We start from the raw sequence: 22,738 nt of genomic DNA on the forward strand, positions 1-22,738 counted from the left end.
CCTTTAGAGCATGCTGGTCACCTATTGTGTAAGCCCGCAAGGGAGTCGTGATGAGTGTGTGGTTATTACTTTGTTAGAAAGACATGGGTAAGGAGCCTACATTGAAACATTGGCAAATACTTGGAGTTGGCGCGTCATTAATACTGGCTGCCTGCCAATCTCCTAATGTCGCTACTCAAAAATCCGAGAAGCGAGCACTCCCCGAAGGGATCCAATTCATCGAGCGAGTTTCTCAGGTTGAAGGCGAGATTGTCATTCCTTATGAGAAATATCGAATGGATAATGGACTGACCATCGTGATCCATGAAGATCACTCTGATCCCTTGGCTCATATCGATGTCACTTATCATGTTGGTTCTGCACGTGAAGAACTAGGTAAGTCAGGATTTGCTCACTTTTTTGAGCACATGATGTTCCAGGGCTCTGAGCATGTGGCTGATGAAGAACATTTTAAAATTGTGTCTGAGTCAGGCGGCACTCTAAATGGTACAACCAATAGTGATCGAACCAACTATTACCAAACCGTGCCTGCTAATCAGCTAGAAAAGATGCTGTGGTTAGAAGCTGATCGAATGGGCTTTTTGTTAGATGCGGTGACTCAAAAGAAGTTTGAGGTTCAACGTGAAACCGTAAAGAATGAGCGCGGTCAACGCGTTGATAATCGCCCTTATGGTCGATTGTTTGAGCGTGTATCTGAGGCAATGTATCCCGTTGGGCATCCTTACTCATGGCCTGTTATCGGTTATATGGAAGATCTTAACCGGGTGGATGTTAATGACTTAAAACGTTTCTTCTTGCGTTGGTATGGGCCTAATAACGCCGTACTAACTGTTGGTGGTGATGTTGATACTTTGCAAGTACTGACGTTGGCGAAAAAATACTTTGGCTCCATTCCTCGTGGACCTGAGGTCGTTGATATTGAGCCGACCCCTATTAAGTTAAACGCTGATCGTTATATTTCAATGGAAGACAATGTGCATCTTCCGCTGGTATTGATGTCATATCCTACGGTTTATGCTCGCCATGAAGACGAAGCGGCTTTGGATTTGTTGGGCGAAATCATTGGTCGTGGCAGAACCTCATTACTCTATAAGAATCTGGTAAAGAGTAGTATTGCTGTGCAATCCAGTGTCAGCCATGGCTGTCAGGAACTGGCCTGTAATTTTGTTATGTATGCTCTTCCTCATCCTGCTTCGGGCAAAACGCTGGCAGACATTGAAGCTACGATTCGTGCTTCTTTAAAAGAATTTGAGCAGCGCGGTGTGACGGATGATGATCTGGCGAAAGCAAAAGCGACATTCGAAGCCAATACTATTTTAGGACTTCAATCTGTTGCCGGAAAAGTAAGCCAGTTAGCGGCTTACGAAACTTTTACTGGTAATCCTAATTACATACAAAAAGACATTGAGCGCTATAACTCAGTAACACGCGAAGATGTGATGCGTGTCTACGAGCAATACCTAAAAGGCAAGCACGCCGTTATCATGAGTATTGTACCTAAAGGGGCGCTGGCTACCATTGCTCATAAAGATACTTTTACACCAGCAACACGAGAGTTTGAGTATCAGCCTGTTAAAGAATCTGAATTGAAGAAGCGCGTTGCCGTTGATAATTTTGATCGTAGCAAACAGCCAGAAGCCGGTGCTAATCCGCTCGTTAAATTACCTGAGTTCTGGAAGTCTACAACAGCTAATGGTATTGAAGTATTAGGTGCGAAGAATGACGAAACACCGACGACTTCACTATATGTTAGTGTGAAAGGGGGTCATTATAATGAGACGATTGATAAGGCTGGTGTTGCCGAGTTAATGGCTTCATTGATGAATGAATCAACCCGTTCACGTAGCTCAGAAGCTATGAGCCTTGAACTGCAAAAGCTGGGCAGTTCTATTTCTTTTTCTGCAGATGATGACAGCGTCAACATTTATGTTAATTCCTTAACAAAGAACTTAGATAAAACACTCGCTTTGTTAGAAGAGAAAATTACTCAGCCTGCTTTTACAGAAGCTGATTTTAATCGCTTGAAAAAGCAAGTCGAGCAAGGCATCGAAAATCAGAAAAAAGATCCCAGCGCTCTGGCTAGCAATGCCTGGTTGTCTGTACTTTATGGCAATACCATTGCGGGCATTCCTACCTCCGGTACCTTGAAGTCGGTTGGTGGATTATCTGTGGCAGATGTTAAGGGCTTCTACAGCAAATTCTTTAAGCCTGCGGGGGCAAAGATGGTGGTTGTGACCGACTTACCTGAAGACAAAATGAACAAAGCATTGGCTGTTCTTAATTCCTGGAAAGGTAAATCAGAAGCTACAGACGTTACTTTTGCTAAGCGCTCTTTTGACCCCAAAACTATTTACATGGTCAATAAAGATGAAGCCGCACAGTCAGTGATTCGCATCGGTAAGCGCAATATCCCTCGTGACTTTACTGGCGAGTTCTTTAAGTCCGGCTTGATGAACTTCGTTCTAGGCGGAGCATTTAACAGCCGTATTAACTTGAATCTTCGTGAAGACAAAGGCTATACGTACGGTGCTCGTTCTTACTTTTGGGGCGACAAGTTGGATGGTGGTTATACGGCAACATCCAGTGTGAGAGCGGACGTAACTGACAAAGCTTTTGTTGAAATCATGAACGAAATTAAAAACTATCATGACAAAGGTATTGCTGATGAAGAGCTGGACTTTATGCGTCGAGCGATTGGTCAGCGTGATGCTTTGAAGTACGAAACGCCTTCTAAAAAGCTTGGATTCTTATCTAACATCCTTGACTTCGAATTAGGGCAAGGTTTTGTCGATGAGCAATCAGGTATCATCAAGAATATATCGAAAGATGAGATCAATCAGCTGGCCAAAAAACATCTGGACGTGAACTCTATGGTGAAATTGGTGGTTGGTGATGCAAAAACTTTAAAGCCTCAGTTTGAAGCTCTGGGTTATAAAGTAGAGATGCTATCTAACGATTAATTCTGTTAGCCCCTTGCTAGCAAGGGGCTTCTATTTTGACTCTTTTGGTTGTTTTTTGATCTTTGTTGCTTCTAGTTTCATCTTTAGCAAGCACTAATACTTGTGTTGCTTGACTGTTCATTCATTTAAAACGTATCTGTTACTGCATTTTCTGCCAATTTCCCGTATAGTTGCAGCCAATTCTTATACTTAAATTTCAGAGTAATTAATCATTGCGTTCAGGGCAATATAGCAGACCATTTCTTAAGTGGGCCGGCGGTAAATTTCGGTTGCTCGACCGAATTTGTGCTGAGCTTCCTGCTGGAAAAAAGCTTATCGAACCCTTTCTGGGGTCTGGCTCTGTGTTCCTTAATACGGATTACGAGCGCTATTTGCTCGCTGATATTAATCCGGACCTCATTCACCTCTATAAAACGCTAAAAAAAGAGGGACGCTCCTTCGTTGAATATTCAAAGGAGTTATTTCAGCCTAAATATAATAAGGCGCGCAAATACTATGAGTTGAGAGAAGAATTTAATGAAATAGAAGCCAGCGCCAGAAAGGCGGCTTTGTTTCTGTACTTTAATCGCCACGGATATAATGGCTTATGTCGCTACAACCTGGATGGTGGCTTTAACGTTCCTTTTGGCAAATATAAGCGGCCTTATTTTCCAGAAAACGAAATGCTGTATTTTTGGAAGAAGTCCAAGAAAGCCACGTTTGTTAGTGCTGACTTCGAAGATGTGTTAAAGCGTGCAAGGCGTGGCAATGTTGTTTATTGCGATCCTCCTTATGTGCCGCTGTCTCCGACGGCCTACTTTACAAGTTATGCAAAGCATGGATTTTCGTTGCATGATCAAGAGCGCCTGGCGCATCGAGCGGAGCGGCTAGCCGCACGTGGTGTATGCGTGGTGGTGTCTAATCATGAAAATGCGTTTACGCGTGATATTTACCAGAGTGCCGACATATCCTCTTTCCCTGTGCGTCGTTTTATTAGCTGTAACGGCAAGCAGCGTGACCAAGCTCAGGAAGTTCTTGCAGTATTTCGGTAATACGTTTTACTTCCAAATGCAAGTAGTTCTCAATTCCTTATATCAAAATGGGTCACATTTATAACAATTTGTTCCTAACTGCTCTCCATATTTGTGATTCTGTGTCATATAATAAACCTGACAACTATCGCATCTTCTCTCTATGAGATGATGCTAAGGGAGAAAAACAGTGAAAGTCGTAGCAACGAATCGGCTTGCTGAGGCGAAGGAGAAATTCCCCGCTTCCGCAGTGGCTTTGGACGGCTGGTTTCGCATAATGTCTTATTCCGATTTTTCCTCGGATATAGCATTACGTCGAACGTTTTCTGAATTGCGAAATACAGGAAACGATTATTGGTTTCTTGTGCCCGGAACGACATTGTTGTTGAAAGCAACGATACATTTTGGTTCACAAGTAGCAATGGTTAAAGACATTCGACCCGGTGTAATGTAAACAAATTTTTGAGGAGATAGAGGAATGAACGCAATGAACGAACAACTGCAAACAGCTATAGACCACTGGGGTGCTGTAGCCCCTATGATTCAATGTCCAAGTGTTGAACAGGAATACGAGACGTTATTAGAGCATATGGAAGAGGCACTGACTCTTGCAAATGGTAACCCTGATAGCCCTCTGAACAGTTTGATACAAGTGATGGCTCAAGCGATTAAGCAGTACGAAGAGCAAAACATCATGAACGCTACAGGTGGTGGAATCTCGGCTCTCAGATATTTAATGAAAGTCCACAAAATCAAACAATCTGATTTGAAAGAGGTGGGCAGCCAAGGTGTGGTTTCTGAAATTTTAAATGGTAAGCGTTCTCTTACTGTTCGACATATCAGAGCTTTATCCAAGCGATTTGGTATCAGCCCAAACACGTTTTTGGAACCTTGATCATTAAATAAGGAACACTTTTTCTTGTTGTACTCTGGTTTATCCGTTTAATTTAATTCCAGTGTCTGGTATTTAATTAAACGGATGGCCGCCGTTTCTTAGCGCTTTTCTTAAATGATTACTCTGCATTAATAAGCAACATTTTACGCTGCTTATTAAGGCTTTCTTACGTCTAAACTATCTATAAAAGTTATTGGTTGTACGCGACAAAATAGGTCGTAGCTGCTTACCACCCTCAATGTGTACATGAAGGTGATAAGCGAGTGACATGTGATAATAAATTTACAAAGTTTTTAGAACGTAGCTGCCTGGTGCATCTTCTAGCGCTGGTAATTTCCCTTTGCTTGGATCTTTGGCATTGATAGTTCTGCCGCCATTTCCTTGTAGCCACTCCATCCAGTTTGGCCACCAAGAGCCTTCTTGTTGCTCCGCACTTGCTAGCCATTCATCGCTGCTATCCTTGAGTTCTGTATTATGGAAGTAGCTGTATTTTCCGCTGTCTGCTGGGTTGATAACTCCGGCTACGTGTCCTGAGCCAGCCAATACAAAAGTGACATCGCCTTTAATCAGGCGAGCCCCTAGATAAGTGCTTTCCCACAGAGCGATGTGATCTTTTTGTGCAGAAAGGAAATAACAAGGAATGTCGATCTTGCTTAAATCAATCGCGACACCATTGATCTCGATTCCTGCAGGTTCTTTTAACTTGTTTTCCAGGTACATATTCTTCAAGTAAAAGTGATGCATCGCCGCTGGCAAATTGGTGGCATCAGAGTTCCAGTAAAGCAGATCGAACGCTGGAGGTTCTTTGCCCAGGAGATAATTGTTTACATGGTAGGCCCAGTGGAGGTCGTTTTCTCTCAACATGTTATAAGAAAGGGCTAAAGCTCGACCATCTAATACACCTTCTACATCCATTTGCTGGCGTAGGATTTCCAGTTGTTCTTCTGATAAAAAGCAACCCAGCTCACCTGGGTGAGTAAAGTCCAGCAGTGTTGTAAAGAAGGTGGCCGAGGTGACTCGGTTGTCCTTGATGGCTTTCATATAAGCCAAAGTGGTTCCGAGCAGGGTTCCGCCGAGGCAATAGCCCAGTGTATTCACTTTTTTGGCACCTGTTGTCTCGCACACAGCATTGATAGCTTCGATGACACCTTCTTGAACGTAATGAGCGAAATCTTTGTTTTTGTGACTCTGGTCGGGGTTCACCCATGAAATCATAAATACGGTTTGACCTTGCTTTACTGCCCAGTCAACCAGAGAGTTCTTGGGCTGGAGATCAAGAATATAGTATTTATTGATCCAAGGTGGCACGATAAGTAGTGGTCGCTCACTTACTTTATCGATCTTTGGACTGTATTGAATCAGCTGAATCAAGTCATTCTGGTAGACGACCTTGCCTTCTGTGATTGCCAAGTTTTCTCCTGGCTTAAAGGCATTGAGGTCGGTCATGCGGATATTATGCAGTCCTTGCCCTCGCTCAAGATCTTCGAGGTAATTCGTCATGCCTTGAAGTAAGTTGGCGCCGCCAGTTTTTTGGGTTTCTGCTATGGCCACAGGATTGGTCATCAAGAAGTTGCTAGGAGAGATGGCCGATAGCCACTGGCGCAAAAAGAAGAGTACGCGCTCTTTTTTGGCTTCATCAAAACCGGGTAATGCCTCAATAAGCTCTGTGGTTGCATCACAGTAATTTAGATACATTTGGCTTAGTTCAGCAAAACCTGCCTGCTGCCATTGTTCATCTTTAAAGCGTCGATCCTTTTTGGGGACTGTCACAGGCAATTGACCTGTAAAGCCTTCGGTGATGCGCTGCTGATATCGTTGCAGAAGCTCTGGGTGGCTACTGAGTGCTGACATGGCTTCGTTTAGCTCTGTCATCATAAGCGTCTGGCGCTGCATATCAAACCACATGCGATTCGCATTTTGCTGAATTATTTCTCCTGCTTTAATCATCTGATTCCCGAGGTTGGATATAAAATCGGTGAACTCTTGCTGATTGTTCAGGTTATCCATCATCTTCTCTCCAGAATGAAGTCGCTTGTTTTACTTACATGTTGCATTGCGAAAGTGTCACTTTTACGTCATTTTGTCGATAAATAATAAACTTGCAAGCAATTTTTAGGGATTTATCTATTTTAACGATGGGTCACAAATTATTCACATAATATCTCTGATTAATTGTTGCGCAGCAAAAAAAAGTGTTCTATGCTGTGTTGCAGCAAAAGTCGTTCTATAACTAAACACTCACCAAATATAAGGGAGAAACCAGTATGTTCGCGCAATTCATGAACCAGTTCGCCGAGCAAAGTAAGGTGTTTGTAGAGCCTGCGTTTGAAATGAACCGTATTGCACTTGAGCAAATGCAGAAAATTGGTCAAAAAAATCTTGAGCTAGCAAATGAGTACGCAAAAGTTGGCTTCGAGCAGATGACCAAGTTATCAAAAGTAAAATCACCAGAAGAACTTCAGTCTCTGGCTCAGGAGCAATTAAGTGTTGCTGCTGATCTGTCTCGTAAAGTTGCCGATGACGCTAAAGGCGTGTTGGTAATGGGTCAGGAGCTAGGTGACGAATGGAAGAAGTTTGTTGAAGTAAGCTCAGAAAAGTCGTTCTCAGCAGTTGCTCCTGCTAAGCCTGCGGCTAAGAAGTAATTGTAAGAAAGTAATGTCCATTTAAGAAGGTGCTGCTGTTGCAAAATGGCAGCATCTTTTTTTATCTCTATGATAGTAAAGACTTTTATCCACCAGCGTTATAGTCAGAGATAATTGAGTTTACCATCCACATGACAAGAGATATAAAGATAATCGTTCCAATAATCCCGGCAAAAATAAACTCTGCAGCACTACCTTTCTCAAAGTCTTCTTTACGTTTCTCTTCACTCTGAACCCCTATAAATGCTGCCAGCACACTTTGAACAACACTAAAAAAGTTAGAGCGTTTTTTGCCTTCAGTTTTATGATTCTCGTTCAATGTCCGGCCCTCAGTTCAGTGAATGCTCTGCCATCATAACAGACATAAAGACAAAAACCTTTATTAAATCAGCTTGTTATCTCTAAATAAGTAGAAGCCCGGTACGGTGACCGGGCTTCTTAATTCGATGAGAGGGGGATTTTTTATTTAATAGAATAATTCAATAAGATCTTGGAAGTGGAGGCTACCTAGCTTATGTTGTTTGACAAGCTTATCAAACCAGCTTGGATCTTTTTTATTCTTTTGGTCTTTGTCTTTTTCTGAGGCCGCTGCGGCTTCTTGCTCTGCTACCTGAAGCAACAGATCGGATTCTTTTGGGTTAAAGTAACTTTGCTCATCGCATTTTTTGTGCACTGAAGCTTGTTTGAGCAAGTGAGAGTTATTTGACTGCGACGAGTCTGCTGTCACGCTCAATGACATAATAATACTTAGTAAAATTAACCACTTAGGTAGTTTCATGGTAACCCCCCAAAGTCCCCATTTCGAATTCCGTTCGCTACTCCGCGCTTATTGATCAAATAAGCATCGATAAATGCCTAGCTATTAACTGATAAGTTTTACCATATCTGGTTGCAAAGATACACCTCTTTTATGCTGACTTAAGACTAGCTGAAGCAGTAGCTCGATAGCCTGACTGGGATTAAGCCGTGGATCGACCAGAGAGCGGTATCCTGTTTTGACATCGTCTGCGCTGGCGTGATGGACGCCACCAGTACACTCCACGACATGGTCACCTGTTAATTCAAGGTGCAGACCTCCCAGACAACTATTAAGTGCCTGATGAATTTCGAAGGTTTCCTGCATTTCTTTAACTATGGATTCAAAAGGTCGTGTCTTTTGTCCTTTATCTGTTACGACGGTGTTTCCATGCATAGGGTCGCAGCACCAGGTGACATTCAGTTTGTTGCTCTGAATATGACGGATCAGCTCAGGGAGTTTGTCTTGGACACGATCGACACCTAGTCGAGTGATCAACATCAGTTTGCCAGCTTGGTTGTCTGGATTTAAAGCTTGGCAGATTTCCAGTAACCAATTGCTGCTCATTCGCGGGCCTACTTTTATGGCAACGGGATTGGTGATCCCGCGTAGGTATTCAATATGGGCTGAGTCAGGTTTTGCTGTTCGCATACCCACCCAGGGTAAATGCGTCGACAAGTTATACCATTCGCCGTTTTGCTGTTGCCGGGTAAGCGCTTGCTCATAGTGCAAGTGTAGCGCTTCGTGGCAGGTAAAAAACTCTGACAAAAATGGATGCGGGTATTGTTGAATATGGCCCAACATGGTCATGGATTGCTGAATAGGCTGGATCAAAGGAGCATATCGGCTATTGGATAACCCCAGTAGTTTTTCTTCGGTCCAGGCATCCGGCTGTAAGAAGGTTTTGACCTGCTCGCTGCCAAAGGCTCGAATGTAGTTAAGTGTAAGAGAGGCAAGGCTGTAGCCTTTAAGCAGTCTAGATGGATCTGCCGTTCGAGCGGCTTTAGAAAACTCAATGTCGTTAATCAAATCACCGCGATAGCAAGGTAGCGAAAGACCTGCTTTGGTTTCTGTGTGTGCTGAACGAGGCTTTGCATACTGGCCTGCCATTCGGCCAATTTGTACAACAGGTTTCCCTTGGCTGTACATCAGCAAAGCGCTCATTTGTAAAATAACCTGGAGCTTGCGATTGATGGATATTTGATTGCAGTCGGCAAAAGACTCTGCACAATCCCCTGCCTGCAGAATAAAAGCTTCGCCGCGGGAGGCTTTGGCGTTGAGTTCTTTTAACCGTGCGACTTCTTTGGGACTGACCAAAGGGGGCAGGGTATTGAGTTCATTGATGACGGAGTTAAACGCCCGTCTATCTTGGTAGTCGGGTTGTTGCTCAAGTCTCTTTGTTTGCCAGGAATCTGGAGTCCACATAACTGCTGATGTATCTCTTCGGTTAGCTCGATGTCAGCTTTGTTTATCGAGCGCTTGCCGTCAGGCCCTGATCATAACCTTAGTTGACATAATCTGCCAGTTTCCTGCCGTGCTAGACCAGATAAAAAGGTGTAAGGTCTTCCAGTTCCATCAATGCAATGAGCTGAGAGAGTGCTTGTTCAAATTTTTTTGCCTGATTGGCGGCGTTTTTTCGGATAACCCCCAGTTCTTCAGAAAACTCTTCGAGACGCATATAGGGAGGCGGCAAAAAGTGTGCTTTTAATATGCGATAGCGGGGATTTTTGCGTGCTTTCAGAATGAATTTGGCGATTTCACGGGCATCTGGCATTGCTGACTCAGGAACGACGGTTATGTCGCTCTTGACGGTTGCATCTTGGGGAGGAAAGGTGGCAAAAAATCGTGTCGAAAAACCGGCTTCTAGTTGTCCTTTACGGCTTAATCTGGGTTTTATTTGTTCGTAAAAATAATCCATCAGATTAATGCTGGAAAAATCAAAATAGTCGCCCTGTTTAAACTGCCAAAGCAATGGCGATATATTGTCTGTTACGCCTGCAGCTCGAATGCTGTATTTGCCTCCTGGATAGCGACCGATAAAAAAAGGCAGGGAATTCAGATAAAGACTGAACATCGACTCCAACATTTCGGCTTTCACGGTAAATTCTATTTCTTCATGGCACTCTTGCAATTTATCCTTGTTGTTAGCAATTAGTCGACTGAAGAAGGATTCTCCTTGATGAGCATTATCGCTATAGTCTGTTTTTAAACTGATGGCATTTTGATGATGGTGAATGCCTACGATCTTATAAGGTACTTGTGTCAGGCTAGCCGTTTTTTTGGCTATTTTTTGTAGCTCTGGCATATTGACTGTGACACTGGCGCCGAGCTTGAGATCCGTTGGCAATAGGGCCGATGTTGACAGTTCAACTTTTAATCCCCCGGGAGAAAAATCAACCGTGTTGGCTGAAAACTCTTTGTTGTCGGCAGTAATAATGACCTCTGACTTATACACAAAGCGTTCTTCTTTGCGTTGTTGTCGATAGCCAAGTTGCCAAATAGGATTGGCATTAGGTTTGAGCTGATAGTTTTTAAGAGAAGCCAGTTGTTCTGACTGGTTGTTAAGCGTTGATTCGGGGTTGAGCTTTTCTTCAACAAGGGATAGGTAGGCAATATGTGTAGTGCTTTCCCAGGTTTTAAGTAACGACTCTGCACGAACAGGATCCACTTCTGTCAGAGGTGCCATCAGCTCTTTGGTCAAACTAATATCATTGTGATGAACGGCTTGCAGTGAAACGAGTACTCGTGCAACAAAATGCGCTTTGGTCGCGATATTAAAGAAATCATCAATGGTATTATCTTTGAGCAGGGTTTGCCTTTCGGCGCAATAAACTCGCTCTTGACGATTGCCTTTAATAACAAAAGATTCCAATAAAATATAAGGTTCTTTGGTTAGCTTTTGCAATTTAGAAGGACTAAAAAAATGATCCAGTGAAGCCGACAATGACGAGAGCAGATGATCTCTGAGTGAATCTTGTTTGCCAAGCCTTCGGGCTGCGTACAAGCTGTTAACATTGCTCGGAGAAATATGAAGAAGATTTAATGTGGTCGGAGTCGAAAGAGTGTAAATGCGTTCATAGACTTTCGCCGTGAGTGCCTGCAGGCTGTCTTCGAGATCTATCTTGTAGCGGCTTATATAGGCTTGGATGAATTTCGGTAAAAAATCATCAAACGCTGTTTCTTTTTCGCTGAATATTCGAATTAAACGCAGTTCCACTTTGCGAGATTCAGACACTTCTTGCGAAATCACTTTGTAATCTACGTTACCTAACTTGCGTCTGTGTTGTTGTTCTAGTTTCGGATACTGAATTTGGACTTCTGTTTCGGCCGTTAACTCTTCGACTTCTCTTGGCAGAATGACTTTGATACCACTAACCGAAACATCACTGGTTTTTGCTGTGATTTGAGTGTTTTCTGACAGAATTAATATGACCTCAGTCGCATAGTTCAAACGTTGTTCTTTTCGTTGTACGCGGTAACCAAATGGAATTAACTCGGTTTCGAGGAGTGGTTTGCTGGATTGAGACTGAGAGGTATCTGCTGAGTTGTCAGAATTCTCATCTGATGACGCAAATAAGGGATCATGAACAACCTGGGCTTGCTGTTTTTCTCGCTCGGCGCGTCTTTTTAAACGTTCTTTGTTTTCTTTCTCATGCTGGGCTTTAAAAGTATGTTCGGCCGATTGGACGGCTTCAAAAACACCGACGGTGTATTTGTTATCGAATTCCGCCGCTTTGGTTTTAAAAATTTCAATGCATTTATCATCCAGATAATGAGCATAGCCTTCATACTCAAAGATTTTGCACTCGCCTGGCACTTTGCCACGCATATCCATGGTAATGTTGCACGCCATGCTGAGTCGACGCAGTTCCATACGGGCGAGAAAGTGAGCGGTATCCGAGCCCTCTTTGACTTCTTCGTCAACAATTTGCTTGCCCGAACGCCCCGTGGATTTATAATGCCGGATGATGTTTTTTTCATTGTCTGCCAAAACGGAAAATGTCCTCTAAGGTTACTAGGGTCTAACTAAATGCTTGATTGGATAAACTTTTCTGAGCTGAACCAGACCTGATTGTAGGGCCAGTGAAATGACTCAGGGCGCGATTAAATTATAGTAAAAATTGAAGAGATACGATGGCGAAAACGAAAACTCAATACGCGTGTACCGACTGCGGTGCTGTTTTTCCTAAATGGACAGGCCAGTGCAGTGATTGTGGACAATGGAATACCTTGGCCGAGCAACTCCCAGCAGCAGCGAATACTCGTTCTGCTCGACATTCCGGATATGCGGGCAAAACGGGAGCGATTCAAACCATGGCCGATGTGGAATTGCAAGAAGTGCCACGCACTTCGACCCAATTGCAGGAGCTGGATCGAGTATTAGGCGGAGGGCTTGTTCCTGGTTCGGTGATTTTGATTGGTGGTGATCCAGGCATTGGCAAGTCGACCATATTATTGCAAGCGATGTGCGTGCTCAGTCAGCGTTTAGAAGCCTTGTATGTGACGGGAGAAGAGTCGCTACAGCAAGTCACCATGCGCGCCAAACGATTAGGTCTCAATGGTGACAAGTTGAAATTGCTGCCAGAAACTCAGGTAGAGTTGATGGTGGCTCACGCCGATGCCGAAAAACCATCGATCATGGTCGTGGATTCGATTCAAACGGTGTACACCGAACAGTTGCAATCTGCGCCCGGTGGTGTCTCTCAGGTTCGAGAGAGTGCCGCGCAACTGGTGCGTTATGCTAAGCAAAATAATACGGCTTTATTTCTGGTTGGGCATGTCACCAAAGATGGCGCTCTGGCGGGGCCGCGAGTTTTGGAACACATGGTCGACGCTGTATTGTATTTTGAAGGTGAACGTGATGGTCGCTATCGTATTCTACGTGCTGTAAAAAATCGATTTGGTGCGGTCAATGAGTTGGGTGTGTTTGCCATGACCGAAACTGGGCTTAAAGAAGTTAAGAACCCTTCGGCAATTTTTCTATCCAGTTATGAACAACAAGTGGCAGGCAGTACAGTGATGGTGACCTGGGAAGGCTCGCGACCTATGCTGGTAGAGGTGCAGGCTCTGGTTGATGAAAGTCATTTATCGAACCCAAGGCGTGTCACTGTTGGACTGGAGCAAAATCGACTGGCTATGTTGTTGGCTGTTTTAAGTCGACATGGTGGGGTATCGACTTTTGATCAAGACGTGTTTGTAAATGCAGTGGGTGGGGTACGAGTGACCGAAACCAGTGCCGATCTGGCGTTGCTTTTTGCTGTGCTTTCGAGTTTAAGAAATCGGCCTCTGCCTCGAGAATTGATTGTTTTTGGAGAAGTGGGGCTAGCAGGAGAGATTCGCCCAGTACCCAATGGCCAGGAACGGTTAAAAGAAGCGTTCAAGCATGGTTTTAAGAAGGCGATTGTCCCTTATGCTAACCTACCCAAAAAGTATCCAAAAGACGTTGAAGTCGTTGGCGTCAAAAACCTCCAGGAAGCGCTTGACCAACTGCAATAAGCGTTAGGCTTGCTGCGAGTGTTGCTCGATGAGTGTTGCCAGTTCTCGGTTGAGCAAAGTGCTGTCGCCCGTATTCAGTTCGATGGTTCGACGCAGCAAGCTGATGCTTTCAACATCGATATGCACGCAGTAGAGCCCAACAGAACCTTCTTCTTGGTGTACGATTTTGCTGGCCATATTAATTTTGTGTCGGTCATGGCCTAAGAAGAAGGTAAGAGAGGCTTCACTTTCTGCTTCAAACTCAGTTTCTGAGGGAAAGCTAACCAGTGCTCCTTTTAGTGATATGTCTTTCAACTGACACGGGTAGCTGGTGCCATTCTGCGTTAATGTCGCAGAATGATCGAACGGAACTCGATGAAATAGCCGTCTTTCTGTTGATTCTTCCATTACATATCCTCCACCTATAAATGTAGCAGATTATTAAGGTCTGTTGATTTTTCGTTGAATGTCTTTGTAGAGCTATATTGGGAATCAATAGAAAGCGAGTACTTCTTGTCGTCGTGATGGTTTTTTATATGAGATATCAGTGCTTCATTGCATTGCTAATACAGAACAACCTCATGATACTTAAAGGGTTTTATCTGTCTTAGAGCTGAAGCAAGTGTATCGACAATATTGGAAACAGTATTTTGCTGACTTTCGGGAGGTAAGATCGGTAAAATAGCCCCCATTGAAATCTTGTGGCGTTAATAACAAGCGTACCTGAACGAATCTGAGTAATACTGAATGAGAATACTAATAGCCATGTTGGGCGCGGCTTTGATGGTGGTCCTGTTAACCCTGATAGCGATTGGACTGTATAACGCATTTCCTGATGAGGAAATTGAAGTCACAAAAATAGAGTTAAATAATGTGATTAGCGGAACCGACTATCGTGTTGAGAGCATACAGTGCCAATGTCAGAACGAAGAGCTCGAAGAAGATATTGTCGAAACGGCAGTAGGATACGCATGTAAGCGTCGTATATTATCTCAAACTCAAAGGGTTGAGTTACCTCAATGCAGCGAGCTTGAAGAGCCGTCTGCTACGCGCGTCAATTAGTTTTTGAAACAGTGAGCGAAAGAATTTTTCTGGCTTAGTTAAAGCAAAGTATTCGGTAGTGCCGGGATTTTTTCTCTCTTTGAAACGCATAAAAAAGCCGAGCTATTGCTCGGCTTTTGTGTTGGTAAACTTATTTATAAGTCATCGCCTAACTTTTTGTACTTAATTCGCTGAGGCTGATCGGCGTCTTTACCTAGTCGACGCTTACGGTCAGCTTCATAGTCCGCGTAGTTACCTTCAAACCAAACGGTTTCACTGTTACCTTCGAAAGCTAACATGTGAGTTGCGATTCTATCCAGGAACCAGCGATCGTGCGAAATCACAACGGCACAACCAGGGAAGGCTAACAATGCATCTTCTAACGCACGCAGTGTTTCAACGTCCAGATCATTGGTTGGCTCATCCAGCAGCAAGACATTGCCACCACTGCGCAACAGTTTAGCCAGATGGACTCGATTGCGCTCACCACCAGACAGATCTTTAATGAACTTTTGCTGATCGCCACCACGGAAATTAAAACGACCAACATAAGCACGCGAAGGAACTTGATAATTACCGACTGTGATCATATCCAGACCATCAGAGATTTCTTCCCAAACGGTTTTGTTGTCATCAAGACTGTCTCGTGACTGATCAACGTAGGCTAGTTCGACAGTTTCACCAATGCTGATTTCGCCACTGTCAGGATTTTCTTGTCCCATCAACATTTTGAATAATGTTGATTTACCGGCACCGTTAGCTCCGATAATTCCCACGATACCACCTTGAGGTAGGCGGAAGTTCAAATCGTTGTAGAGAACTTTGTCGCCATAGGTTTTGCTAACGTTGGTGGCTTCAATCACATTGGCACCCAGACGAGGGCCCGGTGGGATATAAAGTTCCTGAGTCTCGTTGCGTTTTTGGAAATCTTGAGAAGAGAGTTCGTCGAAGCGTGATAAACGCGCTTTACTCTTTGCCTGACGACCTTTTTGGTTAGAACGAACCCACTCTAGTTCTTCTTTCATGGCTTTGCGGTGAGCATTCTCTTGCTTCTCTTCCATCGCCAAGCGCTGTTCTTTTTGCTCTAACCAGGACGAGTAATTGCCTTCCCAGGGAATGCCATGGCCGCGATCAAGTTCTAAGATCCAGCTGGCCGCATTATCTAGAAAATAACGATCGTGAGTCACCGCTACCACTGTGCCTTTGTAGTCATGTAAAAAGCGTTCTAACCATGCTACTGATTCTGCATCCAGGTGGTTTGTTGGCTCATCGAGCAATAACATATCGGGTTTTGATAACAGCAGTTTACACAAAGCAACACGACGTAGTTCACCACCAGATAAATGCTCTACCTTGGCATCCCATGGTGGAAGGCGCAACGCTTCTGCGGCGCGTTCTAGTGTTCTTTCTATTTCCCAACCATTGCAGGCATCGATCTTATCCTGCAATGAGGCTTGCTCAGCTAGCAAGGCATCAAAATCGGCATCAGGCTCAGCAAAGGCGTTGCTGATTTCTTCGAAGCGTGTGAGATAGTCTTTGATTTCGCCGAGTCCTTCTTCGACATTTCCGCGTACATCTTTGGACTCATCCAGGACAGGCTCTTGAGGTAGGTAGCCGATATTGATGCCCGGCTGAGGGCGAGCTTCGCCATCAATGTCGGTATCAACGCCAGCCATAATGCGTAGTACGGTTGATTTACCCGCACCGTTAAGTCCGAGGACACCGATTTTTGCACCAGGGAAGAATGAAAGTGAGATATCTTTAATAATGGTTTTGTTAGGTGGAACAACTTTGCTCACCCGGTTCATGGTATAAATGAATTGTGCCATGTGAGTTTTTCTTTTATTAATGAAGTTAACCTTATTTTATCAGAATTTTATCGTTTCGCAGGCAGTAAATAATAAGAGTAAAGAATATGAAAAAAATAGCGTTTGTTCCTTTGTGGGTATGCCTTCTTTTTATGTTGAATGCCTGTGTTCATAAAGCTCCTGAATCACAAAGTTTCTCTCCCCAAACAACGGCTATTATTGAACAGCTTTATACGCAAGCCGATCGACGAGCAATAAACTGGTCTATTTTTGAACAGGGGTTAGGTGACTCGAATGAAGAAGTTCGAAAGCTGGCTGTGCTTAGCCTTGGACGTATCGGTGGTGCCCATGCTGCGGAACGATTGAGTTTAATGCTAGCGGATAAGAGTGCTGTTGTGCGAGCTGCGACGGCATTAGCATTGGGAATCAGTGCCGAGCCCGATAGAGTGCCTCTCTTAATACAGGCTTATTCTACTGAATCGACTGTTACCGTAAAAAAAGAGATGTTGTTAGCTCTGGGAAGCTTGGGAGGAAAAACGGCAGCCCAGTTTTTGAACCTGCAAATTTTGCGAGACGATGTGGCTGACGCTGCGGCTCAGGCCATCGGCCTGTTGGCGACCTGGCATCGGAATGATTTGATTGTCACTCCTTCGCTTTATACTCGTTTGTTAAAACTTTCTGCAATGCAGAAAACAAAATCATTAAACGCAGCCTTTGCACTCACACGGATCCCCTGGCCTAAGGATTATATTGACGAGTCAGCCTGGGAGTTGGCCATTAACTCTGCTCAGGCACCAGCAGCAAAAGCTTTGTTGATTAAAGCGTGGGGACGATTGCCAAAGGTCAAAGGTTTTGCGGTTATATTGCGGCAGATGTCTAACTCTTCGATTGCGGTTCGTATAGAAGCCATTCGCGCTTTACATGGGTTTGTTGATCAACCTCAAGTTAAGGCGATGCTTTTTGATTGTGTTGATCGTTGCAAGCCTGCTTTAGCCGCAGAAGCGATCACAGCGTTAGCCAATACAGCAAGTCCTCAGGTTTTTGAGCAACTGAGCGCTCGTTCCAAAAACTTCAATTATCAATGGTTGAAGGTATCGCTGTTTGACGCATGGCTAAAACGTGACCGTCGAGCCGCGCTTCAATGGTCGCTAAACCATGTTTCTCCAGAAGATGTTGTCTGGTTAGCTAAGTTGATAAAAGAGCTCGATAAAACAGAGTACCAAACAGAACGCTCGCGTTTGCTAACCTGGTTACAACAAACCGCAAAACATCGACAGCAGCGGTGGAAGCACGAGCTTCCTGAAGCTAAAGAGCCTGAATATCCTGCTCAATCGACACCTGACTATGAGCAGGTCGCTCCTATAAATCTGTTAAAAGTTGAGGTGGTGACTAATCGAGGCACTATGGTGTTTGGTTTTGACAAGCATGCGCCTTATACCGCCTACCATTTTATTCAACGGGTCAGAGACGGCTTTTATAACGGTTCTCTTTTTTCTCGGGTGATTCCCAACTTTGTTGCGCAGGGTGGTGAGCATCAGGGTGATGGAAGCGGGCATGTTGGTTACACGATTCGCGAAGAAATCTCATCGCTTTCTCATCAACCTGGAACCATCGGTATGGCGACCATTGGCAAAGACACAGGTGGCGCTCAGTTTTTTATAAACCTGGCTCCGAACTTGCACTTGGACCGTCATTACACATTATTTGGTAAAGTGATTAGTGGCTTTGATGTTGCACAGTCATTGCAACTGGGCGACTGGATTGTGACAGCACGAGTAGTTGACAGTTAACTGTTTCTTTATGGACAATTCCCACAAGCTGTGTGAAGTACTTTGGCTATAAACAGAAGGATGGCTTAAGTTTGACGACGATAAAAACAACAATGTGTATTCTAATCTCCTGCCTCCTTTTGGGGTGCAGTACCTATCGGCCATCGAACGCGAATGATCTGTGTTCTATTTTTCGTGGTGAAACTGACTGGTACGAAGATGCCGTAGATGCTAACGAACGTTGGGGAACGCCTATTTGGGTGATGATGGCGATCATGAAGCAAGAATCCAGTTTTCGTCATGATGTGCATGCGCCACGAGATTACCTGCTGGGATTTATCCCCTGGGGATACAAATCGAGTGCTTACGGTTTTGCGCAAGCGAAAGATGAAGTTTGGGGCGAGTATCGAGCAGAAGTGAACTCGGGCGGCTCGAGAGATGATTTTGGTGACGCTATTGATTTTATTGGTTGGTACACTCATAAAACACAGCGTCGACTCAACATATCTAAGTGGGATGCCTACAATCAATACTTGGCATACCATGAAGGTCGTGGTGGTTATTCTCGTGGTACTTATCGTTCAAAAGGCTGGCTGATTAATGTCGCAAAAAAGGTGAAGCTGCAAGCGGCTCGTTATAATACTCAGTTAAAAACTTGTAAAAGCGATCTGGACGATGCCATCGATGGTTGGTTCTTCTAGTTGTTCATTTAATTACATAATAGAAATAAGTTTAAAAAAGCCTCATAAAAAGTATGAGGCTTTTTTGAATAACTCCGTCAGCTTTTAAGTGCCAGAGTGTTAGCTGTGCCTTTAAATATTTTGAGCTTTCTTTAGTTTTATTGAGTGTGCTTCCAGATCTGCATTTTTTGAAACTGCATGTCGTCGATAGTATAAGGAATGCCACCGATACCTAAACCTGAGTGCTTTAAGCCTGCAAAAGGCATAGCATCATCGCGAAAAGCCGTGTGCTCATTCACCATAACCGCCGCTGCATTCAGCTGTTGATAACATTGTTCTATTTGTTGAATGTTATGAGAGTACACTGATGCCTGAAAAGCAAAGGGCGTATCATTGGCTTGTTGGATCGCTTCTTCTAAGTGCTCGTAGGTATAGATGCACAACACTGGACCGAAGACTTCCGCTTGGCTGACTTTAAGGTTTTTGTCGGGGTTGAGCAAAATGGTGGGTTCAAAAAAATGTGCATTAATAGCTTTGCCACCTAGCACGACTTCGCATTGATTGTTTTTGGCTTCTTCAATCCATTCTGTTAATCGGGTGACTTCTTTGCTGCGAATCAAAGGACCAACGTCGGTCTTAGGATCTCGGGCATCGCATATATGCAATTGCTGGGTAGCTTCCACCAATTGTTGTAAAACTTCTTGTTGTCGACTGGAGTGAACATAGAGTCGTTGTGTTGAGACACAAACTTGGCCTGCGTGATAAAAAGCGCCTTTAACAATATCTGGGATTGCTCGTTTTAGATCGGCGCTTTCAGTGACGACGCTGGGTGCAATGCCTCCATGCTCCAAGGCGCAACGTACTCCAGGATTAAGTTTTGCTCTTAATTGCCAGCCCACTTTTGCTGAGCCAATAAAGCTAAAAAAACCTTCGGTTAGATTGTCTATGAGTGCTTGAGCTATGTTTAAGTCTGCTGTAATGACAACATCGATGTAATGTTTCGGCACACCCACTTGCCACATCAGTTTAACAAAGTTTAAGCAGGATAGAGGCGTGTCTGGTGCAGGTTTTATGACACAAGGACAACCCGCTGCTAAGGCTGGGATCACTTGGTGTACGATAAGATTTAGAGGGTGATTAAAAGCACTAAAAGCTAATACCGGGCCGATAGGAAACGCGCTGGACATGGCGCGCCTAGGTGCTTGAGATTGTGTGTCTGTTAAAGGATATTGTGTACCGTCATTTTGATGAAGGTAATGAATCGCAGTATGAATGCCCGCGACGGCTCGAGCCGCTTCGACACGAGCATCTTTTAGAGGTTTTCCCCCTTCGGTAGCGATGGTTTGCGCAAAGGATTCTTGTTGTTCGGCTAATTGCTCTGCTATCTGCGTTAACCAGGCAATGCGTTGATGGACCGGAAGTCTTTGACTAGCATCTTGATAAGTTTTATGAGCCGTGGCGAGCTTTTGCGTTGCCGACTCAAGAGAGTCGGCGCAAAGTGTTTCGATGATATCACCGGTAGAAGGATTGAGCACATCAAGCTGCAATCTTGGAGACATGTCGCTTCTCTTTATGATAGATGGATGCTCTAGTGTACCTCTTTATTCGGCTGCCGCCCACGCCTCTAAATCATATCTGCGAACGAAGGTGGCTTTCTTAAAACCGGGGACAATGTCATTGCTTCTGGCAAAAAATGCCTGCCCACTTTCGTTGTAAAACTCAATAGGAAATGTTTGTGTGACCTTTTCCCAATCCAATGCATTTTGTACTTGCAGGTGTAGGTGAGGCTCTGTGGTATTGCCTGAGTTTCCACAATGAGCAATTAATTCCCCTTGTTTTACTGACTGGCCTTCGGCAACGACAACACTGTTCTGTTTTAAATGTGCCATAAGAACAAAACGCTCGGGGGCTATTTCTATAACAACATAATTACCAGTGAGATTATCTTGATCACTATTGCCTATTTTAACATCCGGGAGATGAGTTTTTATTTGACGCACGATGCCTTGGGTGGGGGCGTACAGGGGAATATCAAAGCAGGGGTAGTCTTCCAGTTTTTCAGATAAGGTGTCTTCTGCGCGTTGTGCCAGTGTCATGTCTAAAGCAAACCGCTGTTCCGGCAAATGGAAGTGATGGTTAAATAAACTACTGGCTCCGCCCTGGCCTACATAAGCCGCTTGTTGGAAAGGAGAATGCAGCTGCACCGCATCGGCAAATTGCGTGCGAGAGAATTGCAGCAATTGAAAGATCAATACGCCGTTCATCAAAAGGAACAGTGCAAATTGAGGCCAGTTTAATCGCGAGGTGGGTATCCAGCTAGCAATGATAATAAATACCGGACAACCAATCATCATGATCAGAATCCAACGATATTCATCCGCTGAGAAACTGAAGGCGGGCAAACGCTGCAAAACATAAGTGAGCACCAAAGCAAAAAAGAGCGTCTTGTTGAGCGCAATAAGCCAGTAAGACAGGCCTTGTTCCTGCACCACTTGCTGCCAAAAAGTGATACCGTATTCTTGATTTATAAGTGCCATCACCAATTTGATGACTTCTACGCCACAGCGAAAAATAAGATAAACATTCAGCAGGTTGTAGAAAGTCCCTGTATAGAAACCTAATGTCAGTACTGCACCCAGTAACACAACGCCTGAAATATCGAGAATCATCCACCACATAAATTCGATTACCACCCATTAAAAATCACTCTGAAACCAGCATAACCAGGTTGTTGAGTAGCGAACACCCCTTGGGCTCGGTATACTTTGCAGGTATCAAAATAAGATACCCGGGTGGACAAAATATGAAAGACTTGGATGAGCAGCTGGTGATTTACTGCTTAGGAGCGATTAAAGAAAGTCTGCAGCAACAGTCGATTACCTATGCCGAGCTCGCTCAACGATTTGAAGTGGCTGAGGTGACCATTAAGAGAATGCTCAATCAGTCCGATATTGCTATGAGCCGCTTGTTGGCTCTGTGTGACATTGCGGGATTGTCACTGGCTAAGTTGCTGGAAGATTTTAACAGTCAACCGCCTCTGCACTACTATTTTTCTGCACGGCAGGATGAAGCTTTTTATCAACATCCCGGCCTATTACATTATTTTTCTGAGCTGTTTTATACGGGGTTATCGGCAGAAGAAATTGCCGCCAAGTATCAGCTTAATGAAGTATCTAGCTACCAGTATCTACGCGCGTTGGAAAACATCGAGCTGATAGAGCTTTTGCCACAGAACAAAGTTCGTTTTTTAGTCCAGGCGCCCTTAGGGTTTGATCACCAAAGCAAAGTGCTCAAACAACAGGTACAAAAGAGCATTGAAGCAACCTGCGACAAAGTGATGAATGCTCCCGATGCAGCAGAGCATTTTTTTATTGCCAAACCCTTAAGCTTATCACCGCAACTCTACGCCAAGCTGATTCAAGAGCTGATGAAAATCATTGAGCGTTTTGCGCAGATATCAGAGTGGCAGGCTGGTGGATCAGACGATCAAGGATATGAGTTGATTATGATGGGTTGTCCGACCACCGAAGAGGAAACATCTCTTATTGTTAATATCCCTGTCGATCATTTTGAATAGTTAGGGTGTAAATATTTACGAAAGTGATCGTGATTGTAACAAACGAATTTCTGGCGCATCCCTGCAATAGCTATCATTGTATTGG

General features: G+C 44.1%; 19 protein-coding genes. 10 read left to right on the forward strand and 9 right to left on the reverse strand.

The genetic code is table 11. The annotated features are described in order from the left end of the window. The first annotated feature begins 101 nt into the window (after positions 1–101). The 4 genes from NH399_RS15540 (at position 102) to NH399_RS15555 (ending at position 4,865) form a co-directional block, all read left to right on the forward strand. Positions 102–2,960: a pitrilysin family protein gene (locus NH399_RS15540; protein WP_253041657.1), complete on the forward strand. Its 2,859-nt coding sequence runs from the start codon at positions 102–104 to the stop codon at positions 2,958–2,960. Between the two features lie 212 nt (positions 2,961–3,172). After that, positions 3,173–3,991: a Dam family site-specific DNA-(adenine-N6)-methyltransferase gene (locus tag NH399_RS15545; protein WP_256489589.1), complete on the forward strand. Its 819-nt coding sequence runs from the start codon at positions 3,173–3,175 to the stop codon at positions 3,989–3,991. Positions 3,992–4,160: 169 nt separating this feature from the next. Continuing rightward, entirely contained in the window at positions 4,161–4,424 is a 264-nt protein-coding gene (locus NH399_RS15550) for a type II toxin-antitoxin system HigB family toxin (protein WP_253041661.1), read from the forward strand. 33 nt (positions 4,425–4,457) lie between these two features. Continuing rightward, positions 4,458–4,865, forward strand: a complete 408-nt coding sequence (locus NH399_RS15555) for a type II toxin-antitoxin system HigA family antitoxin (protein WP_253041663.1) — start codon at positions 4,458–4,460, stop codon at positions 4,863–4,865. A 282-nt stretch (positions 4,866–5,147) separates the two neighbouring features. Here NH399_RS15555 and NH399_RS15560 read toward each other — a convergent pair whose 3' ends face one another. Next, positions 5,148–6,875 (reverse strand): alpha/beta hydrolase, encoded by a 1,728-nt coding sequence (locus NH399_RS15560; protein ID WP_253041665.1) that lies wholly within the window; start codon positions 6,873–6,875, stop codon positions 5,148–5,150. Between the two features lie 254 nt (positions 6,876–7,129). Between NH399_RS15560 and NH399_RS15565 the strand changes: the two genes are divergently transcribed. Then, positions 7,130–7,507 (forward strand): phasin family protein, encoded by a 378-nt coding sequence (locus tag NH399_RS15565; RefSeq protein ID WP_253041667.1) that lies wholly within the window; start codon positions 7,130–7,132, stop codon positions 7,505–7,507. Positions 7,508–7,592: 85 nt separating this feature from the next. Here the strand turns inward: NH399_RS15565 and NH399_RS15570 are convergent, their stop codons facing one another. From NH399_RS15570 to NH399_RS15585, 4 genes are all read right to left on the reverse strand, one after another. Then, complete coding sequence (locus NH399_RS15570; RefSeq protein WP_253041669.1) at positions 7,593–7,826, reverse strand: DUF2970 domain-containing protein; 234 nt, start codon at positions 7,824–7,826, stop codon at positions 7,593–7,595. A gap of 147 nt (positions 7,827–7,973) precedes the next feature. Then, positions 7,974–8,285, reverse strand: coding sequence for a hypothetical protein (locus tag NH399_RS15575; RefSeq protein ID WP_253041671.1), 312 nt, complete (start codon positions 8,283–8,285; stop codon positions 7,974–7,976). Between the two features lie 84 nt (positions 8,286–8,369). Further along, positions 8,370–9,728, reverse strand: a complete 1,359-nt coding sequence (locus tag NH399_RS15580; protein WP_253041673.1) for a 3-deoxy-7-phosphoheptulonate synthase class II — start codon at positions 9,726–9,728, stop codon at positions 8,370–8,372. Positions 9,729–9,840: 112 nt separating this feature from the next. Next, entirely contained in the window at positions 9,841–12,294 is a 2,454-nt protein-coding gene (locus NH399_RS15585) for a PilZ domain-containing protein (protein ID WP_253041675.1), read from the reverse strand. A gap of 143 nt (positions 12,295–12,437) precedes the next feature. On the opposite strand from NH399_RS15585, the gene radA reads away from it, so the two are divergent. Beyond that, on the forward strand, positions 12,438–13,799 hold the full coding sequence (radA, locus tag NH399_RS15590) for a DNA repair protein RadA (protein ID WP_253041677.1): 1,362 nt from the start codon (positions 12,438–12,440) through the stop codon (positions 13,797–13,799). Between the two features lie 3 nt (positions 13,800–13,802). On the opposite strand, the gene NH399_RS15595 is transcribed toward radA, so the two are convergent. Next, positions 13,803–14,186 (reverse strand): PilZ domain-containing protein, encoded by a 384-nt coding sequence (locus tag NH399_RS15595; protein ID WP_253041679.1) that lies wholly within the window; start codon positions 14,184–14,186, stop codon positions 13,803–13,805. 339 nt (positions 14,187–14,525) lie between these two features. Here NH399_RS15595 and NH399_RS15600 point away from each other — a divergent pair, with 339 nt between their 5' ends. Continuing rightward, a complete protein-coding gene (locus NH399_RS15600; RefSeq protein WP_253041681.1) occupies positions 14,526–14,840 on the forward strand; it encodes a hypothetical protein in 315 nt (104 codons plus the stop codon). 134 nt (positions 14,841–14,974) lie between these two features. On the opposite strand, the gene ettA is transcribed toward NH399_RS15600, so the two are convergent. After that, positions 14,975–16,648 (reverse strand): energy-dependent translational throttle protein EttA, encoded by a 1,674-nt coding sequence (ettA, locus tag NH399_RS15605; RefSeq protein WP_253041683.1) that lies wholly within the window; start codon positions 16,646–16,648, stop codon positions 14,975–14,977. An 86-nt stretch (positions 16,649–16,734) separates the two neighbouring features. Here ettA and NH399_RS15610 point away from each other — a divergent pair, with 86 nt between their 5' ends. Then, positions 16,735–18,417: a peptidylprolyl isomerase gene (locus tag NH399_RS15610; protein ID WP_253041685.1), complete on the forward strand. Its 1,683-nt coding sequence runs from the start codon at positions 16,735–16,737 to the stop codon at positions 18,415–18,417. Positions 18,418–18,509: 92 nt separating this feature from the next. After that, positions 18,510–19,097, forward strand: coding sequence for a hypothetical protein (locus NH399_RS15615; RefSeq protein WP_253041687.1), 588 nt, complete (start codon positions 18,510–18,512; stop codon positions 19,095–19,097). Positions 19,098–19,234: 137 nt separating this feature from the next. Here the strand turns inward: NH399_RS15615 and NH399_RS15620 are convergent, their stop codons facing one another. Next, on the reverse strand, positions 19,235–20,635 hold the full coding sequence (locus NH399_RS15620; protein WP_253041689.1) for an aldehyde dehydrogenase family protein: 1,401 nt from the start codon (positions 20,633–20,635) through the stop codon (positions 19,235–19,237). 42 nt (positions 20,636–20,677) lie between these two features. Then, complete coding sequence (locus NH399_RS15625) at positions 20,678–21,754, reverse strand: M23 family metallopeptidase (RefSeq protein WP_253041691.1); 1,077 nt, start codon at positions 21,752–21,754, stop codon at positions 20,678–20,680. A 125-nt stretch (positions 21,755–21,879) separates the two neighbouring features. Here NH399_RS15625 and NH399_RS15630 point away from each other — a divergent pair, with 125 nt between their 5' ends. Continuing rightward, on the forward strand, positions 21,880–22,653 hold the full coding sequence (locus NH399_RS15630) for a helix-turn-helix transcriptional regulator (protein ID WP_253041693.1): 774 nt from the start codon (positions 21,880–21,882) through the stop codon (positions 22,651–22,653). Positions 22,654–22,738: the final 85 nt, after the last annotated feature.

Source organism: Pleionea sp. CnH1-48 (assembly GCF_024124665.1).
Taxonomy (GTDB): domain Bacteria; phylum Pseudomonadota; class Gammaproteobacteria; order Enterobacterales; family Kangiellaceae; genus JAMXSB01.

What these genes read in the sequence shown, in the direction of transcription:
- NH399_RS15555 (WP_253041663.1), top strand. Translation starts at nt 4,458, where the DNA reads ATGAACGAACAACTGCAAACAGCTATAGACCACTGGGGTGCTGTAGCC.
- NH399_RS15560 (WP_253041665.1), bottom strand. Translation starts at nt 6,875, where the DNA reads ATGATGGATAACCTGAACAATCAGCAAGAGTTCACCGATTTTATATCC.
- NH399_RS15565 (WP_253041667.1), top strand. Translation starts at nt 7,130, where the DNA reads ATGTTCGCGCAATTCATGAACCAGTTCGCCGAGCAAAGTAAGGTGTTT.
- NH399_RS15575 (WP_253041671.1), bottom strand. Translation starts at nt 8,285, where the DNA reads ATGAAACTACCTAAGTGGTTAATTTTACTAAGTATTATTATGTCATTG.
- NH399_RS15580 (WP_253041673.1), bottom strand. Translation starts at nt 9,728, where the DNA reads ATGTGGACTCCAGATTCCTGGCAAACAAAGAGACTTGAGCAACAACCC.
- radA (WP_253041677.1), top strand. Translation starts at nt 12,438, where the DNA reads ATGGCGAAAACGAAAACTCAATACGCGTGTACCGACTGCGGTGCTGTT.
- NH399_RS15595 (WP_253041679.1), bottom strand. Translation starts at nt 14,186, where the DNA reads ATGGAAGAATCAACAGAAAGACGGCTATTTCATCGAGTTCCGTTCGAT.
- NH399_RS15600 (WP_253041681.1), top strand. Translation starts at nt 14,526, where the DNA reads ATGAGAATACTAATAGCCATGTTGGGCGCGGCTTTGATGGTGGTCCTG.
- ettA (WP_253041683.1), bottom strand. Translation starts at nt 16,648, where the DNA reads ATGGCACAATTCATTTATACCATGAACCGGGTGAGCAAAGTTGTTCCA.
- NH399_RS15610 (WP_253041685.1), top strand. Translation starts at nt 16,735, where the DNA reads ATGAAAAAAATAGCGTTTGTTCCTTTGTGGGTATGCCTTCTTTTTATG.
- NH399_RS15615 (WP_253041687.1), top strand. Translation starts at nt 18,510, where the DNA reads ATGTGTATTCTAATCTCCTGCCTCCTTTTGGGGTGCAGTACCTATCGG.
- NH399_RS15620 (WP_253041689.1), bottom strand. Translation starts at nt 20,635, where the DNA reads ATGTCTCCAAGATTGCAGCTTGATGTGCTCAATCCTTCTACCGGTGAT.
- NH399_RS15625 (WP_253041691.1), bottom strand. Translation starts at nt 21,754, where the DNA reads ATGTGGTGGATGATTCTCGATATTTCAGGCGTTGTGTTACTGGGTGCA.
- NH399_RS15630 (WP_253041693.1), top strand. Translation starts at nt 21,880, where the DNA reads ATGAAAGACTTGGATGAGCAGCTGGTGATTTACTGCTTAGGAGCGATT.